Annotated in this window: 23 protein-coding genes; 6 read left to right on the top strand and 17 right to left on the bottom strand. The window is 59.2% G+C overall.

Annotated features, from left to right (window positions below):
* Positions 1–23: 23 nt before the first annotated feature.
* The 11 genes from trpA to RSF91_RS09500 form a co-directional block, all read right to left on the bottom strand.
* A complete protein-coding gene (trpA, locus tag RSF91_RS09550) occupies positions 24–833 on the bottom strand; it encodes a tryptophan synthase subunit alpha (protein ID WP_332568197.1) in 810 nt (269 codons plus the stop codon).
* Positions 830–2,125: a tryptophan synthase subunit beta gene (gene trpB, locus RSF91_RS09545; protein ID WP_332568196.1), complete on the bottom strand. Its 1,296-nt coding sequence runs from the start codon at positions 2,123–2,125 to the stop codon at positions 830–832. The genes trpA and trpB overlap by 4 nt, the downstream gene beginning before the upstream one ends.
* Positions 2,050–2,823, bottom strand: coding sequence for a phosphoribosylanthranilate isomerase (locus RSF91_RS09540; RefSeq protein WP_332568195.1), 774 nt, complete (start codon positions 2,821–2,823; stop codon positions 2,050–2,052). Before RSF91_RS09540 ends, trpB begins: the two co-directional genes overlap by 76 nt.
* Positions 2,820–3,671, bottom strand: a complete 852-nt coding sequence (gene truA / locus RSF91_RS09535) for a tRNA pseudouridine(38-40) synthase TruA (RefSeq protein WP_332568194.1) — start codon at positions 3,669–3,671, stop codon at positions 2,820–2,822. The genes RSF91_RS09540 and truA overlap by 4 nt, the downstream gene beginning before the upstream one ends.
* A gap of 40 nt (positions 3,672–3,711) precedes the next feature.
* Complete coding sequence (locus RSF91_RS09530; RefSeq protein WP_332568193.1) at positions 3,712–6,555, bottom strand: FimV/HubP family polar landmark protein; 2,844 nt, start codon at positions 6,553–6,555, stop codon at positions 3,712–3,714.
* 369 nt (positions 6,556–6,924) lie between these two features.
* A complete protein-coding gene (asd, locus tag RSF91_RS09525) occupies positions 6,925–8,037 on the bottom strand; it encodes an aspartate-semialdehyde dehydrogenase (protein ID WP_332568192.1) in 1,113 nt (370 codons plus the stop codon).
* Positions 8,038–8,377: 340 nt separating this feature from the next.
* Positions 8,378–9,769: a hypothetical protein gene (locus tag RSF91_RS09520; protein ID WP_332568191.1), complete on the bottom strand. Its 1,392-nt coding sequence runs from the start codon at positions 9,767–9,769 to the stop codon at positions 8,378–8,380.
* 113 nt (positions 9,770–9,882) lie between these two features.
* Positions 9,883–10,956, bottom strand: a complete 1,074-nt coding sequence (gene leuB / locus RSF91_RS09515; RefSeq protein WP_332568190.1) for a 3-isopropylmalate dehydrogenase — start codon at positions 10,954–10,956, stop codon at positions 9,883–9,885.
* Between the two features lie 270 nt (positions 10,957–11,226).
* On the bottom strand, positions 11,227–11,883 hold the full coding sequence (gene leuD, locus RSF91_RS09510) for a 3-isopropylmalate dehydratase small subunit (protein WP_332568189.1): 657 nt from the start codon (positions 11,881–11,883) through the stop codon (positions 11,227–11,229).
* 124 nt (positions 11,884–12,007) lie between these two features.
* Complete coding sequence (gene leuC, locus RSF91_RS09505; RefSeq protein WP_332568188.1) at positions 12,008–13,429, bottom strand: 3-isopropylmalate dehydratase large subunit; 1,422 nt, start codon at positions 13,427–13,429, stop codon at positions 12,008–12,010.
* Positions 13,430–13,493: 64 nt separating this feature from the next.
* The gene (locus RSF91_RS09500; RefSeq protein ID WP_332568187.1) at positions 13,494–14,462 is read right to left on the bottom strand and encodes a LysR family transcriptional regulator; all 969 of its coding nucleotides are present in this window, start codon (positions 14,460–14,462) and stop codon (positions 13,494–13,496) included.
* 350 nt (positions 14,463–14,812) lie between these two features.
* Here RSF91_RS09500 and RSF91_RS09495 point away from each other — a divergent pair, with 350 nt between their 5' ends.
* Positions 14,813–16,153, top strand: a complete 1,341-nt coding sequence (locus RSF91_RS09495; protein WP_332568186.1) for an SEL1-like repeat protein — start codon at positions 14,813–14,815, stop codon at positions 16,151–16,153.
* A gap of 84 nt (positions 16,154–16,237) precedes the next feature.
* Here the strand turns inward: RSF91_RS09495 and dnaJ are convergent, their stop codons facing one another.
* From dnaJ to grpE, 3 genes are all read right to left on the bottom strand, one after another.
* The gene (gene dnaJ, locus RSF91_RS09490) at positions 16,238–17,377 is read right to left on the bottom strand and encodes a molecular chaperone DnaJ (protein ID WP_332568185.1); all 1,140 of its coding nucleotides are present in this window, start codon (positions 17,375–17,377) and stop codon (positions 16,238–16,240) included.
* A 102-nt stretch (positions 17,378–17,479) separates the two neighbouring features.
* Complete coding sequence (dnaK, locus tag RSF91_RS09485; protein ID WP_332568184.1) at positions 17,480–19,414, bottom strand: molecular chaperone DnaK; 1,935 nt, start codon at positions 19,412–19,414, stop codon at positions 17,480–17,482.
* Positions 19,415–19,527: 113 nt separating this feature from the next.
* Positions 19,528–20,073: a nucleotide exchange factor GrpE gene (gene grpE, locus RSF91_RS09480; protein WP_332568183.1), complete on the bottom strand. Its 546-nt coding sequence runs from the start codon at positions 20,071–20,073 to the stop codon at positions 19,528–19,530.
* 354 nt (positions 20,074–20,427) lie between these two features.
* On the opposite strand from grpE, the gene rpsF reads away from it, so the two are divergent.
* The 5 genes from rpsF (at position 20,428) to dnaB (ending at position 23,451) form a co-directional block, all read left to right on the top strand.
* Entirely contained in the window at positions 20,428–20,790 is a 363-nt protein-coding gene (gene rpsF / locus RSF91_RS09475; RefSeq protein WP_332568182.1) for a 30S ribosomal protein S6, read from the top strand.
* A 20-nt stretch (positions 20,791–20,810) separates the two neighbouring features.
* Entirely contained in the window at positions 20,811–21,101 is a 291-nt protein-coding gene (priB, locus tag RSF91_RS09470; protein ID WP_332568181.1) for a primosomal replication protein N, read from the top strand.
* Positions 21,102–21,119: 18 nt separating this feature from the next.
* Positions 21,120–21,401: a 30S ribosomal protein S18 gene (gene rpsR, locus RSF91_RS09465; protein WP_099738195.1), complete on the top strand. Its 282-nt coding sequence runs from the start codon at positions 21,120–21,122 to the stop codon at positions 21,399–21,401.
* An 11-nt stretch (positions 21,402–21,412) separates the two neighbouring features.
* On the top strand, positions 21,413–21,865 hold the full coding sequence (gene rplI / locus RSF91_RS09460) for a 50S ribosomal protein L9 (protein ID WP_169108300.1): 453 nt from the start codon (positions 21,413–21,415) through the stop codon (positions 21,863–21,865).
* 149 nt (positions 21,866–22,014) lie between these two features.
* The gene (dnaB, locus tag RSF91_RS09455; protein WP_332568180.1) at positions 22,015–23,451 is read left to right on the top strand and encodes a replicative DNA helicase; all 1,437 of its coding nucleotides are present in this window, start codon (positions 22,015–22,017) and stop codon (positions 23,449–23,451) included.
* A gap of 159 nt (positions 23,452–23,610) precedes the next feature.
* Here the strand turns inward: dnaB and RSF91_RS09450 are convergent, their stop codons facing one another.
* The 3 genes from RSF91_RS09450 to RSF91_RS09440 form a co-directional block, all read right to left on the bottom strand.
* Positions 23,611–24,015 carry a hypothetical protein gene (locus RSF91_RS09450; protein WP_332568179.1) on the bottom strand — a complete coding sequence of 135 codons (405 nt, stop codon included), beginning with the start codon at positions 24,013–24,015 and terminating at the stop codon, positions 23,611–23,613.
* Positions 24,016–25,710 (bottom strand): PhoH family protein, encoded by a 1,695-nt coding sequence (locus RSF91_RS09445; protein ID WP_332568178.1) that lies wholly within the window; start codon positions 25,708–25,710, stop codon positions 24,016–24,018.
* 239 nt (positions 25,711–25,949) lie between these two features.
* Positions 25,950–26,438, bottom strand: a complete 489-nt coding sequence (locus RSF91_RS09440) for a peroxiredoxin (RefSeq protein ID WP_099738190.1) — start codon at positions 26,436–26,438, stop codon at positions 25,950–25,952.
* Between the last annotated feature and the right edge of the window lie 77 nt (positions 26,439–26,515).

Genomic DNA, 26,515 nt, shown 5'->3' with positions numbered 1-26,515 from the left:
GGGTGGCTGATTTCAGGGGAGCATTATGCGTCGAGTGCCTTACGCACGCCGCGCAGAAAGTCTATTGCCAAGGGCACGATTTTTTCATGCGGCTGGTTGTCGAGCAGATCAATGATGCGGCTGCCAATGATGACGGCATCGGCCACCTGGCCTACGGTCTGGGCGGTCTGGGCATCGCGAATGCCAAAGCCCACGCCCACGGGGACGTTCACATACTTGCGGATGCGGGGCAGCATGGCTTCCACCGCAGCAGTGTCGAGTGCGCCGGAGCCAGTCACACCCTTGAGCGAGACATAGTAGACATAGCCGGTAGCCACGCGGGCCACTTGCTGCATGCGCTCGTCTGTGCTGGTGGGGGCCAGCAGGAAGATGAGGTCCATGTCGCGGGCTTTGAGCTTGGCGGCAAACTCTTCGCACTCTTCAGGTGGGTAGTCCACGATGAGAATGCCGTCCACGCCAGACTCGCTGGCGTGATTGACGAAGGCGTCTTTACCGTGAATCTGGTCGTAACGCTCCACCGGGTTGGCATAACCCATGAGCACCACGGGTGTGGCTTGGTCCTTTTTACGGAACTCGGCCACATAGGCCAGCACCTGGGCCAGGCCCACGCCGTTGGCGATGGCTTTGTCACCCGCACGCTGAATGGTGGGGCCGTCGGCCATGGGGTCGGAGAAGGGAACGCCCAGCTCGATCACGTCGGCACCGGCTTCCACCATGCCGTGCATGAGGGAAGGGGTGATGGCGGCAAAGGGGAAACCAGCGGTCACATAAGGAATCAGCGCCTTGCGGCCTTCTTCCTTGAGTTTGCTGAATGTGTCGGAAATTCGGCTCATAACTTGTTGCTCCCACCTACGGCTGGCTTGGCCGTATCGTGGCCGGGTGCACCCTTGACGGTAAGGCCGCGCATGGATGGACGGTCAAAATATTCGGCACCCGACAAGTCGGCAACGGTACCAATGTCCTTGTCGCCGCGGCCAGATAGGCTGACCAGAATGGATTGGTCGGTGCGCATGGTCTTGGCCAGCTTCATGGCGTAGGCCACGGCATGGCTGGATTCCAGCGCGGGGATGATGCCTTCGGCGCGGCACAGGTAGTGGAAGGCGTCCAGCGCTTCGGTGTCGGTAATGCCCACGTACTGGGCGCGACCGATTTCCTGCAGCCAGGCGTGCTCAGGGCCAACACCGGGGTAGTCCAGACCGGCGCTGATGGAGTGGGTCTCCAGAATCTGGCCGTTGTCGTCTTGCATGATGAAGGTGCGGTTGCCGTGCAGCACGCCCGAGCTGCCTTTTTGCAGCGATGCCGAGTGCTTGCCGGTTTCCAGGCCTTCGCCAGCGGCTTCCACGCCGATCAGTTGGGTGTTTTCAAAGGGGATGTAGGGGTAGAAGATGCCCATGGCATTGCTGCCGCCGCCCACACAGGCTACCACCGCGTCGGGCTGGTGGTCAGGGCCCAGAAACTCGGGCATCTGCGTCAGGCACTCTTCACCAATCACCTTCTGGAAGTCGCGCACCATCATGGGGTAGGGGTGTGGGCCCGCTACCGTACCGATGATGTAGAAGGTGTTGTCCACATTGGCCACCCAGTCGCGCATGGCCTCGTTGAGTGCATCCTTCAAGGTCTTGCTGCCGGATTCCACGGGCACCACGGTGGCGCCCAGCAGCTTCATGCGGTAGACGTTAGGGCTCTGGCGCTTCACGTCTTCGGCGCCCATGTAGACGATACATTCCAGACCGTAGCGCGCGCAGATGGTGGCCGTAGCCACGCCATGCTGGCCCGCGCCAGTCTCGGCAATGATGCGTGGCTTGCCCATGCGCTTGGCGAGCATGGCCTGGCCGATTACGTTGTTGATCTTGTGCGCGCCAGTGTGGTTCAGGTCTTCACGCTTCAGATAGATCTGAGCGCCACCCATTTCGCGCGACATGCGGTCTGCGTGATAAACGGGCGAAGGGCGACCCACGTAGTGAGCCAGTTCGGACTGGAATTCAGCGATGAACTCAGGGTCGTTCTGGTATTTGGCGTAGGCCTCGCGCAGCTCGACAAGAGCGTGCGTCAGGGTTTCGCTGGCGAAGCTGCCGCCGTAGCGGCCGAAGTGGCCGTGGACGTCGGGGAATTGGTATTCAAACATGTGTCAGTCTGCAAAATTTGTGCATCAGCTGCGCGTACGGCAGCAATGAAGCGGTGAATCTTGTGGGCATCCTTGATGCCTTTGAGGGGCTTGCCATCGGGGCCATCGGCCTCGACGCCCGAGCTCACATCAATGGCAAGCGACAGCCCGCGAGGGCGTACTTGCAAGATGCCATCGGTCACGTTTGCAGGCGTGAGTCCACCAGACAAAACGAGGTGAGAGTCGACGCTTGTTGGCAGAAGTGACCAATTGAATGCTTTTCCGCCGCCGCCATAACCGTCGACATGGGCGTCGAGCAATATGGCCTGGGCTTTTGAATAACGTTGTGCGTATTCTACGAGGTCAAAATGCGCCGCATCATCCCCTAGGGGTATGCGGGCTGCCCGCAGCCAGGGTTGCACGCCCCGGGTTGCGACTTCGCAGTCTTCGGGGGATTCATCACCATGAAATTGCACGCAAGCGTTTGGTATTTCTGCGCAAGCAGCTATGACATTGCTAGCAACTTCATTCACAAAAAGCAAAACAGGTGTGACAAACGGCGGCAGGCGTCTGGCCAGCTCCGCCGCGCGTTGCAGCGTGACTGCGCGGGGGCTTTTGGCGTAGAGCACAAAGCCGATAGCGTCAGCACCTGCCGCGACTGCTGCGTCTACATCTTGCTCGCGGGTCAGGCCGCAGATCTTGATCCGGGTTCGGTTCATGGCAACCAGTCAAAGCCCACCGTACGGGTGGGCAGACCCCATTTTTCATCGTAAATGGGGCCGAGGAAATAGAGACCATCTGGTGAAAAAGTGGGGGCAGCGGCATCACGCGAGCGGGCTGCAAGCACGGTTTTCATCCATTCAGGCGGATATTGGCCCTGACCAATGGCAATCAGGCAGCCCATGATGTTGCGCACCATGTGGTGCAAAAAGGCGCTGCCATCAAACTCGAAGCGCCAGTAGCAGCATTCCATGGGCTCGGTATCACCGGGGCGCATGGAGCTGGCTGCCGCTTCGCGAGAACCTCCGCTGGTCATGCGACGGGTGACGCGTATGTCATACAGGGTCTTGACCGGTGTCTTGGCCTGACAGCCTGAGGCGCGGAAAGACGAGAAGTCATGCTCGCCAACCAGATACTGTGCGGCTTTTTGCATGGCCTCGCCGTCGAGCGGGTAGAACATCCAGCCCACGCGGCCCGCTTCTACGCTGGGGCGCACGGGCGACTGCATCAGCACATAGGCATAACGGCGGCCCGTGGCGCAATAGCGTGAGTGAAATTCTTCAGACACGGGCTGCGCCCATTGCACGGCAATGTCGGCGGGCAAAAAGGTATTGGTGCCGCGTACCCAGGAGTAGGGGGCTCGGTCCAGTTCAGTATCAAAGTGCACGACTTGCATCAGGCCGTGAACACCGGCATCGGTGCGGCCTGCGCAAATTGTGGACACTTTTTCAGCAGCAAAGCGGCCCAGGGCCGCTTCGAGTTTGTCTTGTACGGTGTTGCCGGAGGACTGGCTTTGCCAGCCCTGGTAGGCCTGACCGTTGTAGCTTACGCCAAGAGCTATGCGCATGGCATGGCTCCCGGCGCGGGGGATAAACGCATCAAATCAATTAACCAATCTGAGAGAGCAGGCTTAGTGCCTTGGCTTTGAGATCGCCATGGGCTTCGGCGATCACTTCCTCTATCAGTGTACGCGCTCCGTCACTATCGCCAATGGCGTTGAACTCTTCGGCCAGAGCGAGCTTGGTTGCCAGCGGGTCTTCGGGTTCAGCAGGCGAAGCGACGGCGGCAAGACTCACTTCATGGCTGGGCGTACCCAGGTCCAGTGATAGGCCACCCAGGTCAAAAGCGACTTCGGCTTTTTGGGCGCTGATGGCGGGGCTGCTGTCAGTATCAATCGGCAGCTGCAAGGTCATAGCTTCGGTGCTGTGACCTTCTTCCACTGCTGCAGCGTGGTGAACGGTCAGTTCAGCGGGGGAGGTGTCTTTTTCTTCAGTGCTTTCAGCGGTTGACTGAAGCGGCAGAGTGAAGCTGTCGAGGTCAAACTCCAGAGCATTCAGCGAGCCTTGCTCGATAGGTGCAGCGACAGGTGCCGCAGCAGGAGCTGGGGCTTGCGATGCGGTGGCGGGCAGGCTGAACGAGGCCAGGTCATCCAGATCAAGGCTTAGGCCATTGTCTGCTGCGTGTGCAGGACTTGCTGGGGTTGCAGCAGGCGCTTCCCATTGCGCCAGCGAGGCGAAGTCCTGTTCGCTGGGCTGCTGTGATGCTGGCGTTGCAGCAACGGGTGCTGCGGCAGGCGACAGGCCGCCTGGCAGATCCAGATCCAGGTCCATGTCGAAGTCTAGGCCTGTGGGCTGGGTGGGAGGGCCTTCGCGGTCAGCTTCCTTGGCGGCAGCCAGTGCCGAGCCAAAGGCTACTGCAGCCGCACCAGCTGTCAGGGCTGAGGCTGGATCGGTAGGGCTGAATGCACTTGCCATGCTTGCAGTTGCATCGGCGTGGCGGGCCTGAGGCGAGCCACCGGGCTGGTACAGCGCGTTGTCAGGGTCGAGGATTCGGCCCTGATCTGCCAAGCGTTGCCATTCAGGGCCCTTGCCCTGAGTCAGTCCGTACAGATTGTTGGCGACCGATGCATAGGCCATGCGGTCATGGCGCTTGGCATAAATCTCGGCCAGCTTCTGGTGCAGAACCAGACGGTTGGGGTCCGTACGCAGTGCTTCTTTGAGGATTTCTTCGGCCTGCAGGTCGCGGCCATAGGCCAGGTACACATCAGCCTCGGCCAATGGGTCCACGTCACCAGCATCCAGCTGGCTTGGTGAGTACTGCATGGACTGAGCGGACAGCTGGCTGCTGTTGGTTGTGGTGTCTACGCGCTGGCCACCGCTGGCACCAAAGAAGGAGTCTGCGGAAAGCTGGCTGTCACCCAGCGTGCTGTCTGCGCCAGCGGCTGCTGCCTTGCGGCGTTGCATGACTCGGTAGCCGCCGTAGCCCAGCAGCAATGCGAGCAGAGCTGCACCTGCCAGAGGAATGGTGGGGTCGTCCATCAAACCATCGATAAAGCTGGGTTCTTCAGGCGCTGCAACGGGGGCTGGCGCTGGTTTAGGAGGCACAACCGGTGCTGGCTGTGCCGCTGCTTCTGCGGGTGCAGCTTCTGGGGTTTTCTCTCCGCCTTCTGCTGGTGCCGTAGCTGCAGGAACGGGTGCTGCAGGGATCGGTGCAGTTGCTGCCGTATTGTTGGCTGCTGTGGCGGAGGGCACGCTCAGGCCGGGGGCTTGCGGCGCTGCTGCAGCTCCTGTGGCTGCAGGGCTGCCTGCAGGCTTGGTGGCGGCGGCAATCTGGCTCAGTTCGGCCATATTGCGTTTGAGCTCATCAGCGCGAGCTGCCTGATCGGCAGACTGCTTTTGCTGCGCCAGTTGTTCGTCTGCGGCAGCGCCCTTGACTGTGCCCTTGGACAGGGTCAGCTTGTCTGGAGCGGCCGTGGTGGGCTTGGCATCTTCGACATGCGCCTGAACCTGACCGGATGCGCTGCGCGACGCGGCCTCGACCGTGGCCACAGGTGCTACGCCAGCCAGTTGGCGGCGGAACTGGTTGAAGTCCTGAGACTGGGCTGCCATGATCTGGCGCGCTTCCTTGACGGAAGTGGACTGAGTCGTTGCTTCGTCGGGCAACTGAACCACGGCGCCACTGCGCATGCGGTTGATATTGCCGTTGATGAAGGCTTGTGGGTTGCTGCGCAGCATGGCGACCAGCATCTGATCCAGCGAAACGCCAGCAGGCTTGTATGCGGCAGCAATGCGGCCAGCGGTATCGCCGGCCTTGACGCGAACCTCACCCTTGGCGCTGGCAGGCGTTGCTTCCACGGTGCTGGTCTTTTCCTGGCGCTTGCGTTGAGGCTTGGCTGGTGTACTTTCCAGATCGCGGTCATTGCGCAGGTCGCGGCCTGCTGCTGCCACAGGGGCTGATGTAGGGCGGGCTACCACCGCAGGGCGGACAGGCATCTCTGCCGGTGCAGCCTGGGCCACCGTTGTGGGGGCAGGTGCAGGGCGGCGCGATGTGGGGGGATCCAGCAGCAAGGTGTAGTTGCGCTGCAGCTTGCCCGAGGCCCAGTTGGCATCAATCACCAGATCCACAAAGGGATCGTTGACAGGCTGGAAGCTGCTCAGCTGCAACACAGTCGAGCCATTGGAGCGCTTTTGTACCTTGACACGAACAGTATTGGCGGTACCCGAGTACTCCATGCCCTGTGCGCGGAAAGCCGCAGGCGATGCCACAGCGGCTTGCAGGCTGTCGGCTTCCGCCGCGCTGAGCTGAGGAACCTCGACCTCTGCACGCAAAGGCTCGCCCAGAGCCGACTGGACCGTGATACGACCCAGTGCCAATGCCCATGCATCGGTGGCCGACAGGCTAGACAGAGCGAGGGTGGCTGCGGCGAGCGCAGAGAGTTTCCAGCGTTGCATATGGCATCAAACTTGATTTGTGCAGCCAACAGCCCTTTTGTTATTAGCCGGGTTTGTGGCTGCGGTGCACATGTAAATTGAAAAATCCAGCTGTCAATGAGCGACTCACTGACATGGGGACACTGCTTGCATTGTCAACGACGCTATTGCATTGTGAGCAAAAGCGTGCCTAGCAAGGCGCGCAATTGTTGTCGATTGGCAACGAGATGCAAATTAATATAGGGTCATTCACAGTCTTTGTTCGGCGGAATAAGCCGGCAAACCTGAGCTAACCCAAGACTTGGACATAAAAAAGCGCCAGACATCACAAGGATGGCGTGGCGCTTTTTCACGGAATCAAGCCGTTCTGCGGCTTGATGGCGGTTGAGATTAATCAGCCAGCAAGATGCGCAGCATGCGGCGCAGAGGCTCGGCAGCGCCCCACAGCAGTTGGTCGCCAATCACGAAAGCCGACAGGTACTCGGGGCCCATGTTCAGCTTGCGCACGCGGCCCACTGCGACTTCCAGACCGCCGGTGGTGGCGGCAGGCGTCAATTCCTTGACGGTTTCTGCGCGGTCGTTGGCCACGAACTTGACCCAGGGGTTGCCGCCCTTGATCAGCGCTTCGATCTCTTCAAGCGGCAGATCCTTCTTGAGCTTCAATGTCAAAGCCAGCGAGTGGCAGCGCATGGCGCCAATGCGCACGCACAGGCCATCCACGGGGATGGTGGCTTCGGTGCCCAGAATCTTGTTGACCTCGGCCTGACCCTTCCACTCTTCCTTGGACTGGCCGTTAGGCAGTTGCACGTCGATCCAGGGGATCAGGCCGCCGGCCAGAGGTGCGCCGAAGAATTCGGTGGACACCTCTTCACGGATGGTGATGGCCACCTTGCGGTCGATTTCCAGAATGGCGGAAGCAGGCGTTGCCAGCTCTGTGGCCACCGAAGCGTGGACCACGCCCATGCCCTTGAGCAGTTCGCGCATGTGGTTTGCGCCGCCGCCCGAAGCCGCCTGGTAAGTCATGGAGGAAACCCATTCCACCAGACCCGCCTTGAACAGACCACCCAGACCCATCAGCAAGATGGAGTTGGTGCAGTTGCCGCCGATCCAGTTCTTGCCGCCCGCAGCCAGCTTGGCCTTGATCAGGTCGTCGTTGACGGGGTCCAGCACGATGACAGCGTTGTCTTCCATGCGCAGCGAAGAAGCGGCGTCAATCCAGTGGCCGTTCCAGCCCGCAGCGCGAATCTGGGGAAACACTTCCTTGGTGTAGTCGCCGCCCTGGCAGGTGATGATGACGTCGCACTTGGACAGCTCGGCGATGTCGTTGGCATCCTTGAGCTGGGTGTGGACGGTAGCCATGGCCGGAGCCTTGCCGCCGGCATTGGAGGTGGAGAAGAACACAGGCTCGATCAGCTCGAAGTCGCCTTCGGCTTGCATGCGGTCCATCAGCACGGAACCGACCATGCCGCGCCAGCCCACTAAACCCACTAGTTGCTTGCTCATTTGAAACGCCCTTTCAGTATTGAAAACAGTAGCTTGAGACTGCTTCGTCCGGCTCGTCTGGCCGGAAAGGGCGCACGACGAACCGGGCTGGGTCAGCCTGTAATCGTCTTAATGGTGATTGCGCGCGCGCTCACGCCGGCAAGCATTGCAGGTGTGAAGATTTCAGGGGGGAAGGTGCGTGCGACAAACATGACAGAGGGGATTCTATCGAATGCTCAAAGGGCATGCTTTATAAAAGTGACCGATTAAATGGTCAAATCGTCATAAATAAAAAGTAATTTTTGACGATTTGATGTTTTGTCACTCTTTAATTGAGGCAGTTTGAGATTAAGGAAGTTGTTCAGGTGCTTTTCTCATCCCAGATGCGCATGGTGGCGGCCCGGTAATGGTTGATTTGTGATGGAAAGTGCACAAACCGGTGCTGTGTCGTCGCGTAGATGGGGGATGTGCCAAGGCTGATCGCATCAACGACATGCTTGGCGTTGAGCATGCCCTCGTCGATCAGTATTTCATTCAGCACTTGCTGGTCGCCGCCGCTGGCGTAGACGCTGGATTTGTTCTCCACGGCTTCAATGCGCTGGCAGAGTCTGTCTATAAAAGCACGCATCTCAGGAGTATTGCGGGCTCCGAACACGCAAGAATTGATAGCCCAGGCAGTGTGATCCATGCCTACGATGAAATCCCTGCATGATAGAAGAGGCTCGACGCCCGAGGCCTGCTGAATGGCCAGAATGTCTGCATCAATCCACAGCACAAACTGATGCTGTGCAAGGTGGTGGCGAATCAGGTGCGCCTTGGCCCAGTTGGCGCTGACGGAATCGGGGATGAAGTCCGGCGAGCCGCGGTAGACATGGTAGCCATAGCCATGGCGCTCGCAATAGCGGAGCATGCTGCGCTCATGCAGCAGGCCGTAGCCAGCGATATTATGGGTATAGAGCGAGACAAAAGCAATCTCGGCTTCAGGGTTGAGGTGGACTTCTGGCTCAAGAGAGGTCTGGGCAGCCAGTGAAAATGCAGTCTGAAAATTATGCGCAGTCGTGCTTTGAACCTGGGCTTCGTGCAGCATGGCCTGCACAAAACGAAAGTCGTAATCAAACTGTGGGTGCCACAGCCCGTGATGTTGTCGCCATTCGGGGGAGTGGCTGACCAGCAGCGGCTGAGCCTGACGCAAGGTATCAATGACGGTGTTGAGTTGAGTAACGCTGACTTGCCATAGCGCCTGAATGCAAGGGTAATGGCCACTGCTGAGCCGGGCGATGAAGGTTACGGGCGGGAAGGCGTTGCCTAGTATCTGCGCTTCAATTTTCTGACCCTGCTCTGCCATGTACATGGCCCAGCGTCCAAACTCTTGCAGCAGTGCATACATTTTTTCGCGAATGTCTGACGTATTGCGAAAAATCATGCCGCTGCTATTGGCTAGCCCCGGGTTCTGGGTTGGGTCTGGGTTGGTGAGCGAGACAATGCTGTCGTAGCCTTGCGCTACCGCGTCCAACGGGTGTGTGGCATAGATCAGCGAAAACACATCCAGCACCAGTAGCAACTCGCCATCTTTTAGTGCCTGCAGTTGCTGGTAAATGCAGTGATAGCGATGCAGCGCTTGCTGGCGTTCCCCGTAGATATGCGTGCCGTCCACCACGATGTGCTGGTAGCCATGCATCTGTGCATAGCGTTCATGGTTCTCGATGAGACCGGGGACGGGGCGTGTGGGCAGCAGGCTCAGGACTACGGTCATCGATACGGGTCACTCACAAGAAAAAAGCCGGGTCGATGGCCATCGATCCGGCTTGTGTTGCTAGCGGGTCAGGTCTGCTGCATGGTAGCAGCAGGTGACAGAAAGCAGGTGGTTCAGGCTTGCAGCGCCTTGACCACAGCGTCGCCCATCTGGCTGGTGCTGACCTTGGTGGTGCCTTCGCTGTAAATGTCTGCGGTGCGCAGGCCGTCGGCCAGTACCTTTTGCACGGCGGCTTCGATCTTCTGGGCGGCTTCTTCCATACCCAGGCTAAAGCGCAGCATCATGGCGGCGCTCAGGATGGTGGCCAGCGGGTTGGCGATGCCCTTGCCAGCGATGTCGGGGGCCGAGCCGTGGCTGGGTTCGTACAGGCCTTGCTTTTTGTCGTTCAGGCTGGCCGAAGGCAGCATGCCGATGGAGCCGGTCAGCATGGAGGCTTCGTCGGACAGGATGTCGCCGAACATATTGCCGGTGACCACCACGTCAAAGCGCTTGGGTTCCTTGACCAGTTGCATGGCGGCGTTGTCCACATACATGTGGTCCAGAGCCACGTCGGGGTACTGCTTGGCGACTTCAGTCACAACGTCCTTCCACAGCTGGAAGGTTTCCAGTACGTTGGACTTGTCCACGCTGGTCACACGCTTGTCGCGCTTCTGGGCGGCCTGGAAGGCGACGTGGGCAATACGTTCGATCTCGGGGCGCGAGTAGCGCATGGTGTCGAAGGCTTCTTCGCTGCCGGGGAAGTGACCATCGGGCGACACGCGACGACCGCGAGGTGCGCCGAAATAGATGTCGCCGGTCAGCTCGCGGATGATGAGGATGTCCAGGCCTGCAACCAGCTCGGGCTTGAGGCTGGAAGCGTGGGTCAGTTCCTTGTAGCAGATGGCGGGGCGGAAGTTGGCGAACAGGCCCAGAGCCTTGCGCAGGCCCAGAATGGCTTGCTCGGGGCGCAGAGGGCGGTCCAGCGTGTCGTACTTCCAGTCGCCCACGGCGCCGAACAGAATGGCGTCGGCTTCCTGCGCCAGCTTCAGCGTGGCGGGAGGCAGGGGGTGACCAGCGGCTTCGTAGCCAGCGCCGCCCACAGGAGCGGTTTCCATCTCCAGACCCAGATTCAGGACTTCGAGCACCTTGACGGCTTCTGCAATGATTTCGGGGCCAATGCCATCACCGGGCAAAACTGCAATCTTCATGATGTTCCTTTGATTAATTTGATAGCTGCTTGCGCTTGATATTCAAGGATTTCATATTGAATTTGCTTTGAAATCATTGGATAAAAGGCGCTAGCAGCTCATTTATTGATAGTTGTACGCCAAGCTGAACTCTTCAACATCCCTCAACTGAGTGAGGCCGGCCAAGCCAGTGTGGAAATTGCCTCGACCCAAACACTTCCTAGGAGAGGGGGCGGCTTGCGTCAAAGGTCGTCGTCCCCCTTGGGGAAGCCGCAATGCGGCTCAGCGGGCTTATTTCTGGATCAGGGTGTGGGCCAGCCAGGGCTTTTGCGCCAAACGCTCGGCTTCAAAAGTCTTGATCTGGTCGGCATGGCGCATGGTCAGGCCGATGTCGTCAAAACCGTTCAGCAAGCAGTACTTGCGGAAGGCGATGACGTCGAAGGGGATCTCTTCGCCTTGTGGGCGAACGATGACCTGGCGCTCCAGATCAATGGTCAGCTCGTAGCCGGGGAAGGCCGCCACTTCATTGAACAGTTGCTCAATCACGGACTCGGGCAGCACGATGGGCAGCAGGCCGTTTTTGAAGCTGTTGTTGAAGAAGATGTCGGCAAAGCTGGGGGCCAGAATGGCGCGGAAGCCGTACTGGTCCAGTGCCCAAGGCGCGTGCTCGCGGCTGGAGCCGCAGCCGAAGTTCTGGCGGGCGATCAGCACGCTGGCACCCTTGTAGCGCGGCTGGTTCAGCACAAAGTCGGGGTTGGGCTTGCGCGAGGACTCGGGCTGGCCGGGTTGGCCGGGCTGGTCCAGATAGCGCCACTCGTCAAACAGATTGGGGCCGAAACCGGTCTTCTTGATCGACTTCAGGAACTGCTTGGGAATGATGGCGTCGGTGTCAACGTTCTCGCGGTCCATGGGGGCAACAAGGCCCTTGTGCACGGTGAATTTCTGCATGGTGTGATTCCAGAATCTTTAGTCTTGGCGACGTTCGCGTTTTGCTGCGAGATGGCCAGCAAGGGCCGCTCCGCAGCAAAGGCTGTCGTCCCCCTTGGGGGAAGGCGCGCAGCGACTCAGGGGGTTACGCAAATTTACGGATGTCCACGAAGTGGCCGTGAATAGCCGCAGCTGCAGCCATGGCCGGGCTGACCAGGTGGGTGCGGCCACCGGCACCCTGACGGCCTTCAAAGTTGCGGTTGCTGGTCGATGCGCAGCGCTCGCCGGGCTCCAGGCGGTCGGCGTTCATGGCCAGGCACATGGAGCAGCCGGGTTCGCGCCATTCAAAGCCTGCGGCCTTGAAGATCACATCCAGACCTTCGCGCTCGGCCTGTTCCTTGACCAGGCCGGAGCCGGGTACGACCAGCGCCTGCTTGATGTTCTTGGCAACTTTCTGGCCCAGCTTCTTCACCACGGCAGCGGCTTCGCGCATGTCTTCGATACGGCTGTTGGTGCAGGAGCCAATGAAAACCTTGTCTACGAAAATGTCGTTCAGGGGCTTGCCGGGCTCCAGCGCCATATAGGTCAGCGCGCGCTCAATGGCACCACGCTTGTTGGCGTCTTTTTCCTTGTCAGGATCGGGCACGGATGCATCCACGCCCAGCACCATTTCGGGGCTGGTGCCCCAGGTCACTTGCGGCACGATGTCGGCAGCATTCAGCTCGACCACGCTGTCGAACTTGGCGTCGGCGTCGGAGTGCAGTGTCTTCCAGTAAGTCACTGCGGCATCCCATTCGGCGCCCACGGGTGCCAGCGGGCGACCCTTGACGTAGGCGATGGTCTTGTCGTCCACGGCCACCAGGCCTGCGCGTGCGCCGCCTTCGATGGCCATGTTGCACACCGTCATGCGGCCTTCGATGGACAGGTCGCGAATGGCTTCACCCGCAAATTCGATGGTGTAGCCCGTGCCACCGGCGGTGCCGATCTTGCCGATGATGGCCAGCACGATGTCTTTGGCGGTCACGCCGGGCGCCACCTTGCCGTTGACCTGCACCAGCATGTTCTTGGCCTTTTTTGCCAGCAGCGTCTGCGTGGCCATCACATGCTCGACTTCAGATGTGCCGATGCCGTGAGCCAGCGCGCCGAAAGCGCCGTGGGTGGATGTGTGGCTGTCGCCGCAGACCACGGTCATGCCGGGCAGGGTAGCGCCTTGCTCTGGGCCCATCACGTGAACAATGCCCTGGCCCTTGTCCATGAAGGGGAAGAAGGCGGCCGATCCGAACTCGGCAATATTGCTGTTCAGCGTGACGATCTGCTCTTTGCTGATGGGGTCAGCAATGCCGTCATAGCCGCGCTCCCAGCCGTCGGTGGGAGTGTTGTGGTCGGCGGTGGCCACCACGGAGCTGACGCGCCACAGCTTGCGACCGGCTTCGCGCAGGCCTTCAAACGCCTGTGGGCTGGTCACTTCGTGCACCAGATGACGGTCGATATAGAGGATGGAGGTGCCGTCTTCTTCGGTGTGAACGACGTGCTCGTCAAAAATCTTGTCGTAGAGGGTGCGTCCCATGGTGCTTTGCTCTCGTGAGTTGAGTTTGTTGGGTGGTTTATTCTGGTCAGGCTGGAAGCGGACTTCAAGCCTTGGCACTGGCCGGACAGAGGTGATCGACCAGCAGGCGGGTTGTCACAGGCAGTGCTTCAAAGTCGCGGGCGACGACGCACAGCTCGCGGTGCGCCCATTCGTCGGTCAGTTGCACGGCGCGCAGGTGGCCCACGCCGTGCATCAGCTCAAAGGCGCGGTCAGGTAGCAGGCCAATGCCCAGGCCGTTGTCGATCATGCGGCACATGGCGTCCAGGCTAGTGACCTGAATGCGCTGGTGCAGCGGGTGGCCCGCCTGCGCCGCTGCAGCGCGCATGGCCAGGCTGATGGAAGAGCCCGCGTGCAGACTGACGATGTCCCATTCCAGCACTTCGGTGAAAGCCACACTCTCGCGTTCCGCCAGCGCATGGCGCTCGGGCACGACAACGACCAGGCGGTCTTCTTTATAGGTGCGGTACTGCAGCGGCACATTGCCCTGCGTGATCTGAACGATGGCGCGGTTGCTTTCGCTGCTTTTGCCGATGCCCAGCGTGCAGATGCCAATGTCGGCCGTGCCCTCGGCCACGGCGCTCAGCACATCGGGGCTCAGGTGCTCTTGCAGGTCAATCTTGATCTGGCTGTGCTCGCGGGCAAAAGCTCCCAGGTCCTCGGGCAGAAATTGCACGATGGCCGACATATTGGCGTGCATGCGCACATGTCCGCGCACGCCGTCGGCGTACTCGCTCAGCTCGCCCTGCATGCGCTCCAGTCCGTACAGCACGTTGCGGGCATGGTGCAGCAGGCTTTCACCGGCAGGGGTCAGCGTCACGCCGCGGCTGTGGCGGTAGAGCAGAGCGGTGTCTACCGTGGCTTCCAGGTCGGACAGGCGCTTGCTGACGGCGGAGGCTGCAATGAACTCGCGCTCGGCAGCGCGGCCAATGCTTCCCAGTTCGCACACGGCGACGAACAGTTGAAGCGAGGTGAGATCGATGCGGCGCGCAAAACTGCGCTCTGAATTCTTCATGTGGGCTAACTTTAGTCTTCTCGTTTCGAGAAGTTTTCAGCATTTTTACCGATAAATTTCGCTTTATCCATCTTTAGCCGAGATGTCTTGTTTCGCGATGGGTAAATTATGGCGATGCCTCAATTGCTGGTTTGCGATGGCTGGATGAAGGCGGATGCAGCGGGCGTCATCGTTTGCAGGAAATGACTTTTGTTTTGATAGCTGCTAACGCTTTATTGATATGGGCTGGAGGCCGTTTTTTGTATAAATTCAGTGACAACCGTCAAGCCGCATGATGTTTGCCGGAGCCCAGTGGCGAATAGTCAGCAAACCCGTTCAACGCCTGGCTATTTGCTGCAAAAATGAGAGGCATGAGAGTTCCAAGCAATCCGATGCCCGAGGGTGAGCATCCCGAATTTCCTGCCGCTGCTTTAAGCCCATCGTTACGCACTTCTGTGTCCCGCAAAGCCGCTGGCTGGAGTCAGGCCTGTCTGCTGGCCGTCGCTCTGGCTTTTGCGGGCGGCGCTGCTGTGCCGGCCATGGCTAAGGGCAAGACGCAAAGCAAAGCAAGCAGCAAATCCAGTCCGCCAGCGCCTGCCAAGGGTGGCAAGGGTGCGGCGGCGGCCAAGTCGGGTAAAGGCGTGGCTGGCAAGTCTGCAGCCCATTCAACCGGCAAGGCTGGCAGCAAAAAATCAGGTAAGGCCGGCCGTGCTGCCGCTGTGGGTGCTGTTGCCGCCGGCGCTGCAGCAGCTGCGCCCATGGGGCTTGAGCACTGGGCGCCGACTCCGGGTTCTAGCAATCAGGGTGAAAACGCCAGAGAACTGGCCACCCTGCGTGCTGAAGCCGAGTCGGGCGATGCCAAGGCTCAGTACGAACTGGGTTCGCGCTATCGTTTTGCCAAGGGCGTGAAGCAGGATTTGCCGCTGGCCGTGCAGTGGTATCGCAAGTCGGCCGATCAGGGCTACGCCCCTGCCCAGTCCGATCTGGGGGTGCTCTATGCCAATGGCCGGGGTGTGGTGCAGGACGAAGCGCAGGCCGTGTACTGGTACCGCAAGGCTTCCGATCTGGGCGATGGCATTGCCCAGAATAATCTGGGCCTGATGTATGCCGAAGGCCGCGGCGTGACCAAGGATGAGGCGCAGGCCCTGCGATGGTTTGAGCGCTCGGCGCAAAGCGGTGACGCTGCTGGTCAATACAGTCTGGGTGTGATGCTGGCCAGCGGCCGGGGCACCAAGGAAGATGGCGTGGCTGCGCTGCGCTGGTTTGAGCAGGCTGCAGGCAAAGGACATGCGGATGCGCAGTACAACGCCGGCATGATTTATGCCGTGGGCGCTCTGGTGCCGCAAGACCTGCCGCGCGCCGCGCAGTGGCTGGAAAAGTCAGCCGCGCAAGGCAATGCCGCAGCGCAGTCGTCGCTGGGGTTTTTGTATGCCAACGGGCAAGGCGTGAGCAAGGATGCATCGACAGCCGCGCGCTGGTTCGAGCAGGCAGCCAAGCAAGGCTATACGCTGGCGCAGACTAATCTGGCTGCCATGTATATCAGTGGGCAAGGCGTCCGCAAAGATGTGAGCAAGGCTTATTACTGGCTGCTGCTGGCTCAGGCCAAAGATGCTTCTGTGCAAAGCCGTGTGGAAACGCTGGAGCAGGAGCTGACTCCGGCAGACAAGGTGCGTGTGCAGCGCGAGGTGCGTAACTGGAAGCCGCAGAGCTAAGAAGCTTTCAGGCGGCGCAGCTCTCAAGCGCCATGAAAAAAGCCCACCGACGAAGGCTGGTGGGCTTTTTTGTGGCTTCAGTGCTTAGCTGAAGAAGCTTTTCAGGCGATCTGTCCAGCTTTCGCCGCTGGGCGAGTGCTTGGAGCCGCCCTTTTTCAAGGACTCGTCCAGCTCCTTAAGCAACTTGCGCTGGTGCTCGGTGAGCTTGACGGGGGTTTCCACCACGATGTGGCAGTACAGGTCGCCGGGGTAGCTGGAGCGAATGCCCTTGATGCCCTTGCCGCGCAGGCGGAACTGCTTGCCGGCCTGAGTGCCTTCAGGAATATCTATGGCCGCCTTGCCTTGCAGCGTAGGCACTTCAATCTCGCCACCCAGTGCAGCGGTGATGAAGCTCACAGGCACATTGCAGTGCAGGTCGTCACCGTCACGCTCGAAGATGTCGTGGTCTTTGACGCGAATCTCGATATATAGGTCACCTGCCGGGCCGCCATTCGTGCCGGGCTCGCCGTTGCCTGCCGAGCGAATGCGCATGCCGTCGTCGATACCAGCGGGGATCTTGACTTCCAGCGTCTTCTGGCGCTTGACCTTGCCTTGGCCGCCGCAGGATGTGCAAGGCTCGGGAATGATCTTGCCTGTGCCGCGGCAGTGCGGGCAGGATTGCTGCACGCTGAAGAAGCCTTGGCGCATCTGAACCGTGCCCATGCCGTTACAGGTGGTGCAGGTCTTGGTGCTGGTGCCGGGCTTGGCGCCGTTGCCGTGGCAGGTGTCGCAGCTGTCACAGCTGGGGATGCGGATCTGGGCATCCTTGCCCTTGGCCGCTTCTTCCAAGGTGACTTCCATGGAATAGCTGAGGTCATTGCCGCGATAGACCTGACGGCCACCGCGACCACCACGGCCACCGCCGCCGCCGTTGAACATGTCACCAAAGATGTCGCCAAAGGCTTCGGCAAAACCGCCGCCAAAGCCTTCGCCGCCGCCCATGCCGCGGTTGGGGTCCACGCCAGCGTGACCGTACTGGTCATAGGCTGCGCGCTTCTGGCTGTCGGAAAGCATCTCGTAGGCCTCTTTGACCTCCTTGAACTTTTCCTCAGCTTCCTTGGCCTTTTCACCTTGATTGCGGTCAGGGTGGAACTTCATCGCCAGTTTGCGATAGGATTTTTTGATTTCTTCGTCCGTGGCGCTTTTGACAACGCACAGAACTTCGTAGTAGTCACGTTTCGACATGTGGGGATTCCGGTCGGATAGAACAAGAACGCCGCGCTAACTCTTTTCAGAGCCAGCGCGGCGGCAAGCGGTCAATGGTTTAAGGCCAGGACCTGCTTGCGCTTAGTCCTTCTTGACTTCCTTGACTTCGGCGTCGACGACATTGTCGTCAGCGGCTGCTGCCGAGGCGCTGGCGCTGGCCGATGCACCAGCTGCTTCAGTGCCAGCAGCGGCCTGAGCTTCAGCGTACATCTTCTCGCCCAGCTTCTGAGCGGCAGCCATGAGTGCCGTGGTCTTGGCTTCGATGGCGTCCTTGTCTTCGCCCTTCAGCGCTTCTTCCAGATCCTTGGAAGCGGCTTCAATGGCAGACTTTTCAGCGTCATCGAGCTTGTCGCCATGCTCGGTCAGGCTCTTTTTGACGCTGTGAACAGCGGCTTCGCCTTGGTTCTTAGCGGTCACCAGTTCCAGCTTCTTCTTGTCGTCGGCTGCGTTCAGTTCCGCATCCTTGACCATGTTCTGGATTTCTTCTTCCGACAGGCCCGAGTTCGCCTTGATGGTGATCTTGTTTTCCTTGCCGGAAGCCTTGTCCTTGGCCGACACGTTCAGGATACCGTTGGCGTCGATGTCGAAGGTCACTTCAATCTGGGGCGTGCCACGCGATGCTGGTGGAATGCCTTCCAGGTTGAATTCGCCCAGCATCTTGTTGGCGCTGGCAATCTCACGCTCGCCCTGGAACACCTTGATGGTCACGGCAGGCTGGTTGTCCTCGGCCGTCGAGAAGGTCTGTGCGAACTTCGTCGGGATGGTCGTGTTCTTGGTGATCATCTTGGTCATGACACCGCCCAGGGTTTCGATACCCAGAGACAGAGGAGTCACGTCCAGCAGCAGCACGTCGGAACGCTCGCCACCCAGCACCTGGCCTTGCACGGCAGCGCCCACGGCCACGGCTTCGTCGGGGTTCACGTCCTTGCGGGGTTCCTTGCCGAAGAATTCCTTGACCTTTTCCTGCACCTTGGGCATGCGGCTCATACCGCCGACCAGGATGATGTCGTCGATGTCGGACACGGAGATGCCTGCATCCTTGATAGCCGTGCGGCAAGGAGCGATGGTGCGCTCGATCAGGTCGTCCACCAGCGATTCCAGCTTGGCGCGGGTCAGCTTGATGTTCAGGTGCTTGGGGCCTGTGGCATCAGCCGTGATGTAGGGCAGGTTGATGTCGGTCTGTGCGGAGGTCGACAGCTCGATCTTGGCCTTTTCAGCAGCTTCCTTCAGGCGTTGCAGAGCCAGAACGTCCTTGGACAGATCAACGGCCTGGTCCTTCTTGAACTCGTCGATGATGTAGCCAATGATGCGCTGGTCAAAGTCTTCGCCGCCCAGGAAGGTGTCGCCGTTGGTCGACAGCACTTCGAACTGCTTTTCGCCGTCCACGTCAGCGATTTCGATGATGGACACGTCGAACGTACCGCCACCCAGGTCATACACGGCAACCTTGCGGTCAGCCTTGTCATGCTTGTCCAGGCCGAAGGCCAGAGCAGCAGCAGTAGGTTCGTTGATGATGCGCTTGACTTCCAGGCCGGCGATGCGGCCAGCGTCCTTGGTGGCCTGGCGCTGTGCGTCATTGAAGTACGCCGGCACAGTAATCACGGCCTCGGTCACGGGCTCGCCCAGGAAGTCCTCGGCGGTCTTCTTCATTTTGCGCAGCACTTCGGCGCTGATCTGAGGAGGAGCCAGCTTCTGGTCGCGCACTTGCACCCATGCGTCGCCGTTGTCAGCCTTGATGATCTGGAAGGGCATCAGGCCGATGTCCTTTTGCACTTCGGCTTCGTCAAATTTGCGACCGATCAGGCGCTTGGCAGCGTAGATGGTGTTCTTTGGGTTGGTGACGGCCTGGCGCTTGGCGGAGGCGCCTACCAGAATTTCGCCGTCTTCTTGGTAAGCAACGATAGAAGGCGTCGTGCGCGCACCTTCGCTGTTCTCGATCACGCGGGTGTTGTTCCCGTCGAGGATCGCGACGCAGCTGTTGGTGGTGCCCAAGTCAATACCGATGATTTTTCCCATGTTTCTCTCCGTAATCTGTTGAATGTTTACTTGATTTATCACTTGTGGGCGCTGCGGCAGGCTTCAAGAGTCCTGTGCCACAAAATTTCGCCGTGACAGTGACCGGTGTCGAATCAGCCTTGGGCCACGGTCACCAGAGCGGGGCGCAGCACGCGGTCTGCAATCACATAGCCTTTTTGCAGCACGCTCACCACCGTGTTCGATGGCTGGTCTGCAGGAACCATGCTGATAGCCTGGTGGTGGTGAGGGTCAAACTTCTCACCAGCAGCGGGGTTGATGGCCAGAACCTTGTTGCGCTCAAGGGCTGAAGTCAGCTGGCGCAGCGTGGCGTCAGAGCCTTCGCGCAGTTGCTCGGGCGTGGCGTTCTGGATGGCCAGAGCGGCATCCAGGCTGTCGATCACGGGCAACATGCTCTCGGCAAAGCTTTCGATGCCGAACTTGCGGGCCTTGGAGACTTCCTCTTCGGCGCGGCGGCGCACGTTCTCGGCTTCCGCCTTGGCGCGCAGATACTGGTCGGCCAGATCGCTGCTCTTGGCCTTGAGTTCTTCCAGTTCCGCCTTCAGGCGACCCAGTTCGTCCGATGCATTGGCGGCCATGGCTGCTTCCAGCTCTTCGGGGCTGGCGTCATTGAAAGGATTAGGGTTGTTGTTCTCGGTCATAGGTGGTGAAGGTTTCTCAAAACTTAAGACAATCTGCAGGCTCTGCAGGCTCTGCAGGCTCTGCAGGCTCTGCAGGCTCTGCAGGCTAGATGCGCGCGTGCCGATCTATTTCAAGACCTGCGCTGCCAAAGTTGCTCAGCAAGCGTCATGGCTGTAGTGCGTTAGCAATGTCGGGCGGGGCTTCAAAGACTAAGTAATTGTGTTATCAAGGCTTTTGTCTGCATAGCCCCAAGCCATTTGAAGGTTTATGTGCCCCAGAGTGTACAGATACTCAGGCACTAGCTAGAATCTAACGTTTTGCCTTGCCGCACCACTACAGACGCAGTGGGCGGCGTTTACCCAAAAGGAGTGGTTATGCGTCACTACGAAATCATTTTGTTGATCCACCCGGATCAAAGCGAACAAGTTCCTGCAATGCTGGAGCGCTACAAGGGCATGATTACCGCTGGTGGCGGTAAGGTGCACCGCGAAGAAGACTGGGGCCGTCGTCAACTGGCTTACATGATCAACAAGCTCGCTAAGGCCCACTACATGTGCCTGAACATCGAAGCTGATCAAGCCGTGATGGCTGAACTGGAGCACGCCTTCAAGTTCAATGATGCTGTGCTGCGCCACCTGACTGTGCAAAAGAAGAAGGCTGACACAGCCGCTTCCGCCATGATGAAGAGCGTTGAGCGCGAAGAAGCTCGCAAGGCCAACCAGGCTGAGCACGCTTAATAGCATCAGACACTGAAGGAGTGGAAAACCGCGTTGTGTTGACGGGCACCCTCGCAGAGCAAGCTGCTTTGCGCTACACGCCCGCCGGATTACCTGCACTGGACTTGCGAATTGAACACAGTTCGCAGCAGCAAGAGCTAGGTAACGCACGCAACGTCACTGCATCTGTCAAAGCTGTTGCCTTTGGCGCCCTGGCTGAAAAGCTGGCCCGCCAAGCTCCCGGTAGCCAATGGACCTTTCAAGGTTTTCTGGCAACGCCGCGCAACAGCAAGATGCTGGTTTTGCACATTCAGGATATCCAACAAAACTAATTTTCAAGAGGTCCAGAAATGGCCACGTTCAAGAAATTCAACAAGGACAAGCGTCCTAAGCGCAACACCCAGTCGCTGCTGTTCAAGCGCAAGCGCTTCTGCCGCTTCACCGTCGCCAACGTCGAAGAAATCGACTACAAGGATGTGGACACCCTGCGTGACTTCATCGCTGAAAACGGCAAGATTGTTCCCGCACGCCTGACCGGCACGCGCGCAATTTACCAGCGTCAGCTGAACACAGCCATCAAGCGTGCTCGCTTCCTGGCTATGTTGCCTTACTCTGACCAGCACAAGATCTAAGGAGCACGACAATGCAAATTATTCTGCTCGAAAAGATTGTTAATCTGGGCAACCTGGGCGATATCGTCAAGGTTAAGGATGGCTACGCTCGCAACTTCCTGATCCCTACGGGCGCTGCTCGTCGTGCGACAGCTGCTGCCAAGGCCGAATTCGAAGCCAAGCGCGCTGAGCTGGAAAAGGCTGCTGCTGCAAAGCTGGCTGCTGCTCAAGAACTGAGCGAAAAGCTGAACGGCTCTACCGTGAAGATCACTCAGAAGGCCGGCGTTGACGGTCGTCTGTTCGGTTCTATCACTAACGCCGACATCGCTGAAGAACTGACCAAGGCCGGTTTCGCAGTGAACAAGTCGCAAGTGCGCATGCCTAACGGCCCCATCAAGACAGTTGGCGACGCCACTGTTGTGGTGGCTCTGCACACCGACGTGTCTGCAGAAGTGTCTGTCTCCGTGTACGGCGACCACTCCTAATCCAGACTCTGGTCTGAATTGGCAAGAAACCGCCTTCGGGCGGTTTTTTGTTTTTTGGCGATCCTGGATGGAACAGTGTTTTTATAGCCATCCACGCTGACGCTTTTGCTGCCTCCGGCTACGATGGAGGGCTTGACCCAAGGAGTCTCATGTCGTCTGTAATGCCCCCGCTTGATCTGCACGATGATGCATTCGCGCCTGCCCCGCCTGCTGATCAGCAAGTGGCGCAGTTGCGCGTGCCACCGCACTCCATGGAGTCGGAGTCGTCGGTGCTTGGCGGTTTGCTGCTGGACAACAATGCCTGGGAGCGCGTGGGAGATTTGCTCAGCGAGAGCGACTTCTATCGACACGAGCACAAGCTGATTTATGACGCGATTGGCAAGCTGGTCAATGCCAGCAAGCCGGCTGATGTGATTACGGTTTATGAGCAGCTGCAGAGCATAGGCAAGGCCGAGGAAATCGGCGGCTTGATGTACCTGAACCAGCTGGCGCAATATGTGCCCAGTGCCAGCAATATCCGTCGCTATGCGGAAATCGTGCGTGATCGGGCCATTCTGCGCAAGCTGGTCACGGCCAGCGATGAGATTGCCACCAATGCGTTCAACCCGCAGGGCAAGACCGTGGAGCGCGTGCTCGACGAGGCCGAGCAGAAGATCATGGCCATCGGCGAAGAAGGGGCTCGCAACAAGCAGGGCTTCCAGTCACTCGATACGCTGGTGGTCGACTTGCTGGACCGTGTTCAGGAGATGGCTGACAACCCCATGGACGTGACCGGTGTGCCTACCGGTTTTGTCGATCTGGACCGCATGACAAGTGGTCTGCAGGCGGGTGACATGGTGGTGCTGGCGGCTCGTCCCTCCATGGGTAAGACCTCGTTTGCCGTGAATATTGCCGAGCATGTGGCGCTCAATGAAGGTCTGCCAGTCGCCATCTTCTCCATGGAAATGGGGGCCGCCCAGCTGGCGGTTCGTATTGTTGGCTCCATTGCGCGGGTCAATCAGGGCAATCTGCGTACCGGCAAACTCAGCGACGACGAATGGCCGCGCCTGACGGAAGCCATCGAGAAGCTGCGTACCGTGTCGCTGCACATCGATGAAACACCGGGTCTTTCTCCTACGGAGCTGCGCGCCAACGCCCGCCGTCTGGCGCGCCAATGCGGCAAGCTGGGTTTGATTGTGGTCGACTATTTGCAGCTGATGAGCGGCTCTGGTTCGGCTGCCAGCTCGGATAACCGTGCGACCGAGCTGGGTGAAATTTCGCGTGGCTTGAAGATGCTGGCCAAGGAGCTTCAATGCCCGGTGATTGCGCTGTCTCAGCTCAATCGATCGGTGGAGCAGCGTACCGACAAGCGCCCCATGATGTCTGACTTGCGTGAATCCGGTGCTATTGAGCAGGATGCCGACATCATCATGTTCATCTATCGCGACGATTACTACAACAAAGAAAGCAAAGAGCCGAACGTGGCTGAGATCATCATTGGCAAGCAGCGTAATGGTCCTACGGGGACGGTGAAGGTCTTCTTCCAGAAGAACCAGACCCGCTTTGAGAACCTGGCCATGGGCTATGGCGGCGGTGATGAATATTAAAAAAGAATAGCTGCTAGCGCTTGATAAATAAGGATTTCAGGCTTTTATCGATCTGAAGTCTATGAATATCAAGCGCTAGAAGCTATTAAATTAAAAGCGCCCAATAGAAAAGCCCGCAAGCGTGATGCCTGCGGGCTTTGTTTTTTGGCTGCGATCTCTCTAGCGGCTGAGCAGGTAAATTCCCAGTCCAATCACGCACAGACCCAGCACGCCACAGGCCCATGCCAGACGCTGAGCGCCAGTGCGCAGGGCGCCTACGGTTGTGACGATCTGTGCATTTTGCTGCGCCAGCTTTTCGATGATCTCCAGCGACTGGCGCTGGGATTGCTCCAGCTGGGCAATGCGCAGCTCCTGTTGCTGAATCAGCAGCAAGGCTTGCTCGCCCGCCGAGGTGGGTGGCGACAGGTGCTGCGCCTCTTGCTGCGCGCTGGCACTGTACTCATTGGCTTCGGCTTGCGCCTCTTTTTTCTTGAGCAGGGATTGCGCCGCCTTCACGACCTGAGGCGTGGCCTTGATGACCTCGCCCCAGGGCACGAGCTTGAGCGCAGAGATCCAGCTCGCCACTTACAGAACCTCGCTGGCGAAGTCCGCCAGGCGCGAGCGCTCGCCGCGTGCCAGTGTGATGTGGCCGCTGTGGGGCCAGCCCTTGAAGCGGTCCACCACATAGGTCAGGCCAGAGCTGCCTTCTGTCAGGTACGGTGTGTCGATCTGGGCCAGATTGCCCATGCAGATGATCTTGGTGCCGGGGCCGGCACGCGTGATCAAGGTTTTCATCTGCTTGGGAGTCAGGTTCTGGGCTTCGTCGATGATGACGTACTTGTTCAGGAAAGTACGGCCACGCATGAAGTTCATGCTCTTGATCTTGATGCGGCTGCGGATTAGCTCATTCGTCGCAGCGCGGCCCCATTCACCAGCATTGCCGCCATCGCCCTTGGCCAGAAACTCCAGGTTGTCGTCCAGAGCGCCCATCCACGGGCCCATCTTCTCTTCCTCGGTGCCGGGCAGGAAGCCGATATCCTCGCCCACGCTCACGGTGGCGCGGGTCATGATGATTTCGGTGTAACGGCGCTCGTCCAGCACTTGAGCCAGACCGGCGGCCAGTGCCAGCAAGGTCTTGCCGGTGCCTGCGGTGCCCGTGAGGGTGACAAAGTCCACCTCGGGGTTGACCAGCAGGTTCATGGCAAAGTTCTGCTCGCGGTTGCGCGTGGATACGCCCCAGACCGCATTCTTGGGGTTGCCAAAGTCGCGCAGCGTCTTCATGATGGCTGTTTTGTCGCGGATTTCGGTCACGCGCATGTACAGGCTTGGCTCGCCCGGTGCCTCGTAATAGACGAACTGATTGATCATCAGCGAGTCCACGATGGCGCCGCTGACGCGGTAGTAGGTGATGGCACCTTCCTGCCAGCTCTCCACGTTCTTGCCGGCCTTGGTCCAGAAGTCGTGGGGCAGGGCCAGAGCGCCGGAGTACAGCAGGTCGCCGTCTTCCAGCACCTTGTCGTTCTGGTAATCCTCGGCGGCTAGGCCCAGTGCGCGCGCCTTGACGCGCATATTGATGTCTTTGGACACCAGCACCACTTCGCGATCCTTGTGCTGCTCGCGCAGCGCGGCGACCACGCCCAGAATCTGGTTGTCAGCCTTGCTCTGAGGCAGGCTGTCAGGCAGGGTGGTATCCAGAGGATTGGTCTGGAAGTAGAGCGTGCCAGTGGCAGTGCGCTGGCCTGTGGCGTTCAGCGGCAGGCCTTTTTCCAGGCCATCGTCGGGCTGGGAGGCAACCAGAGAATCCAGAGTGCGGCTGACCTGGCGGCCATTGCGCGCCACTTCGGTCATGCCCTTTTTGTGGTTGTCCAGCTCTTCCAGCACCACCATGGGCAGGAAGATATCGTGCTCTTCAAAGCGGAACAGGCTGCTCGGGTCATGCAGCAGAACATTGGTGTCCAGCACAAACAGCGTGGTCGGGCCGGTGCGCTTATTGCGGGCACGGCGCACGGACTTGGGTGCTGGCTTGGCGGCTGTTGCAGCTGCCGCGGGTGCAGGCGTCGCTTTGGCCTGGGCTGGGGCTGCAGGCGCGGCTGTGACCTTGCCGGTGTTGCGGCGGGGCTTGCTGGCCGAAGACACAGCGCTGGCGATGGTGGTCGCCCCGCTGGAGGGATTCAGATCTTCGTCAAGTGCTGCAGTCTGCTTGGCAGTTTTGCGGTTGGACAAAAAGGCTTCTGCGGGGAGCTTTGCGGCGCGGTGGCCGGGGGCGGGGGGCAGGGGCATAGTGGACGAACCGTTCCTCAACAAGATTCAAAAAGCACAAAGCCGCCTGGAAACCGAGGCGGCTTTGGTGGGGTGAACAGGTAATACTGTGTAGCGCTGAGGCATTGGCCCATTATGCATAGGCTATGCGGGGCTGGAAGCGGTATTTCCTGTTTTGCCTTGTTTAAAGACTTTGAAATGCTTTGCGTGTAGACGCGGGCAGGGCTTCAGGTCTCTGGCGAAGGCGGTACCTGGGTGGCTCAGGCCACTTTCTTGTCTTGAGCCTTCAGGCTCTTGACGGCCTTGAGCACTTCGTCCACGTGACCCGGAACCTTGAGACCTCGCCATTCTTGGGCCAGCAGGCCATCGGCGCCAATCAGGAAGGTCGAGCGCTCAATGCCCTTGACCTTCTTGCCGTACATGATCTTGTTTTTGACCACGCCGAACATGTGGCACATCTTCTCTTCGGTATCAGCGATCAGCTCGAACGGCAGTTCCAGCTTTTCCTTGAAGTCGTTGTGCGAATTCATGTTGTCGCGCGACACGCCAAACACAGTCGCTCCCGCCTTGACAAAATCCTTGTACTTGTCGCGGAACTGCATCGCTTCCGTGGTACAACCGGGCGTGTTGTCTTTAGGGTAGAAATACAGAATCAGAACCTGGCCATTGTGCGAGGTGTTGGACACCTTGATGCCGCCGGTGGCGTTGGCTTCGAATTCTGGAAGGGGTTTGTTGACAACGATCGCCATGCGCTTATATCTCTCGGGTGTGTTCGTTGAAATGCCGAGGGTGTTCGTCGATATTGTTATTTTTGTTGCGAATTACC

Source organism: Comamonas sp. (assembly GCF_036643215.1).
In the GTDB taxonomy this organism is placed as follows: Bacteria; Pseudomonadota; Gammaproteobacteria; order Burkholderiales; family Burkholderiaceae_C; genus Comamonas.
This window is presented reverse-complemented; position numbering and strand designations above follow the sequence as displayed.

Coding starts and splice junctions, on each gene's coding strand:
- trpA (WP_332568197.1), bottom strand. CDS start 833: ATGAGCCGAATTTCCGACACATTCAGCAAACTCAAGGAAGAAGGCCGC.
- trpB (WP_332568196.1), bottom strand. CDS start 2,125: ATGTTTGAATACCAATTCCCCGACGTCCACGGCCACTTCGGCCGCTAC.
- RSF91_RS09540 (WP_332568195.1), bottom strand. CDS start 2,823: ATGAACCGAACCCGGATCAAGATCTGCGGCCTGACCCGCGAGCAAGAT.
- truA (WP_332568194.1), bottom strand. CDS start 3,671: ATGCGCATAGCTCTTGGCGTAAGCTACAACGGTCAGGCCTACCAGGGC.
- RSF91_RS09530 (WP_332568193.1), bottom strand. CDS start 6,555: ATGCAACGCTGGAAACTCTCTGCGCTCGCCGCAGCCACCCTCGCTCTG.
- asd (WP_332568192.1), bottom strand. CDS start 8,037: ATGAGCAAGCAACTAGTGGGTTTAGTGGGCTGGCGCGGCATGGTCGGT.
- RSF91_RS09520 (WP_332568191.1), bottom strand. CDS start 9,769: ATGACCGTAGTCCTGAGCCTGCTGCCCACACGCCCCGTCCCCGGTCTC.
- leuB (WP_332568190.1), bottom strand. CDS start 10,956: ATGAAGATTGCAGTTTTGCCCGGTGATGGCATTGGCCCCGAAATCATT.
- leuD (WP_332568189.1), bottom strand. CDS start 11,883: ATGCAGAAATTCACCGTGCACAAGGGCCTTGTTGCCCCCATGGACCGC.
- leuC (WP_332568188.1), bottom strand. CDS start 13,429: ATGGGACGCACCCTCTACGACAAGATTTTTGACGAGCACGTCGTTCAC.
- RSF91_RS09500 (WP_332568187.1), bottom strand. CDS start 14,462: ATGAAGAATTCAGAGCGCAGTTTTGCGCGCCGCATCGATCTCACCTCG.
- RSF91_RS09495 (WP_332568186.1), top strand. CDS start 14,813: ATGAGAGTTCCAAGCAATCCGATGCCCGAGGGTGAGCATCCCGAATTT.
- dnaJ (WP_332568185.1), bottom strand. CDS start 17,377: ATGTCGAAACGTGACTACTACGAAGTTCTGTGCGTTGTCAAAAGCGCC.
- dnaK (WP_332568184.1), bottom strand. CDS start 19,414: ATGGGAAAAATCATCGGTATTGACTTGGGCACCACCAACAGCTGCGTC.
- grpE (WP_332568183.1), bottom strand. CDS start 20,073: ATGACCGAGAACAACAACCCTAATCCTTTCAATGACGCCAGCCCCGAA.
- rpsF (WP_332568182.1), top strand. CDS start 20,428: ATGCGTCACTACGAAATCATTTTGTTGATCCACCCGGATCAAAGCGAA.
- rpsR (WP_099738195.1), top strand. CDS start 21,120: ATGGCCACGTTCAAGAAATTCAACAAGGACAAGCGTCCTAAGCGCAAC.
- rplI (WP_169108300.1), top strand. CDS start 21,413: ATGCAAATTATTCTGCTCGAAAAGATTGTTAATCTGGGCAACCTGGGC.
- dnaB (WP_332568180.1), top strand. CDS start 22,015: ATGTCGTCTGTAATGCCCCCGCTTGATCTGCACGATGATGCATTCGCG.
- RSF91_RS09445 (WP_332568178.1), bottom strand. CDS start 25,710: ATGCCCCTGCCCCCCGCCCCCGGCCACCGCGCCGCAAAGCTCCCCGCA.
- RSF91_RS09440 (WP_099738190.1), bottom strand. CDS start 26,438: ATGGCGATCGTTGTCAACAAACCCCTTCCAGAATTCGAAGCCAACGCC.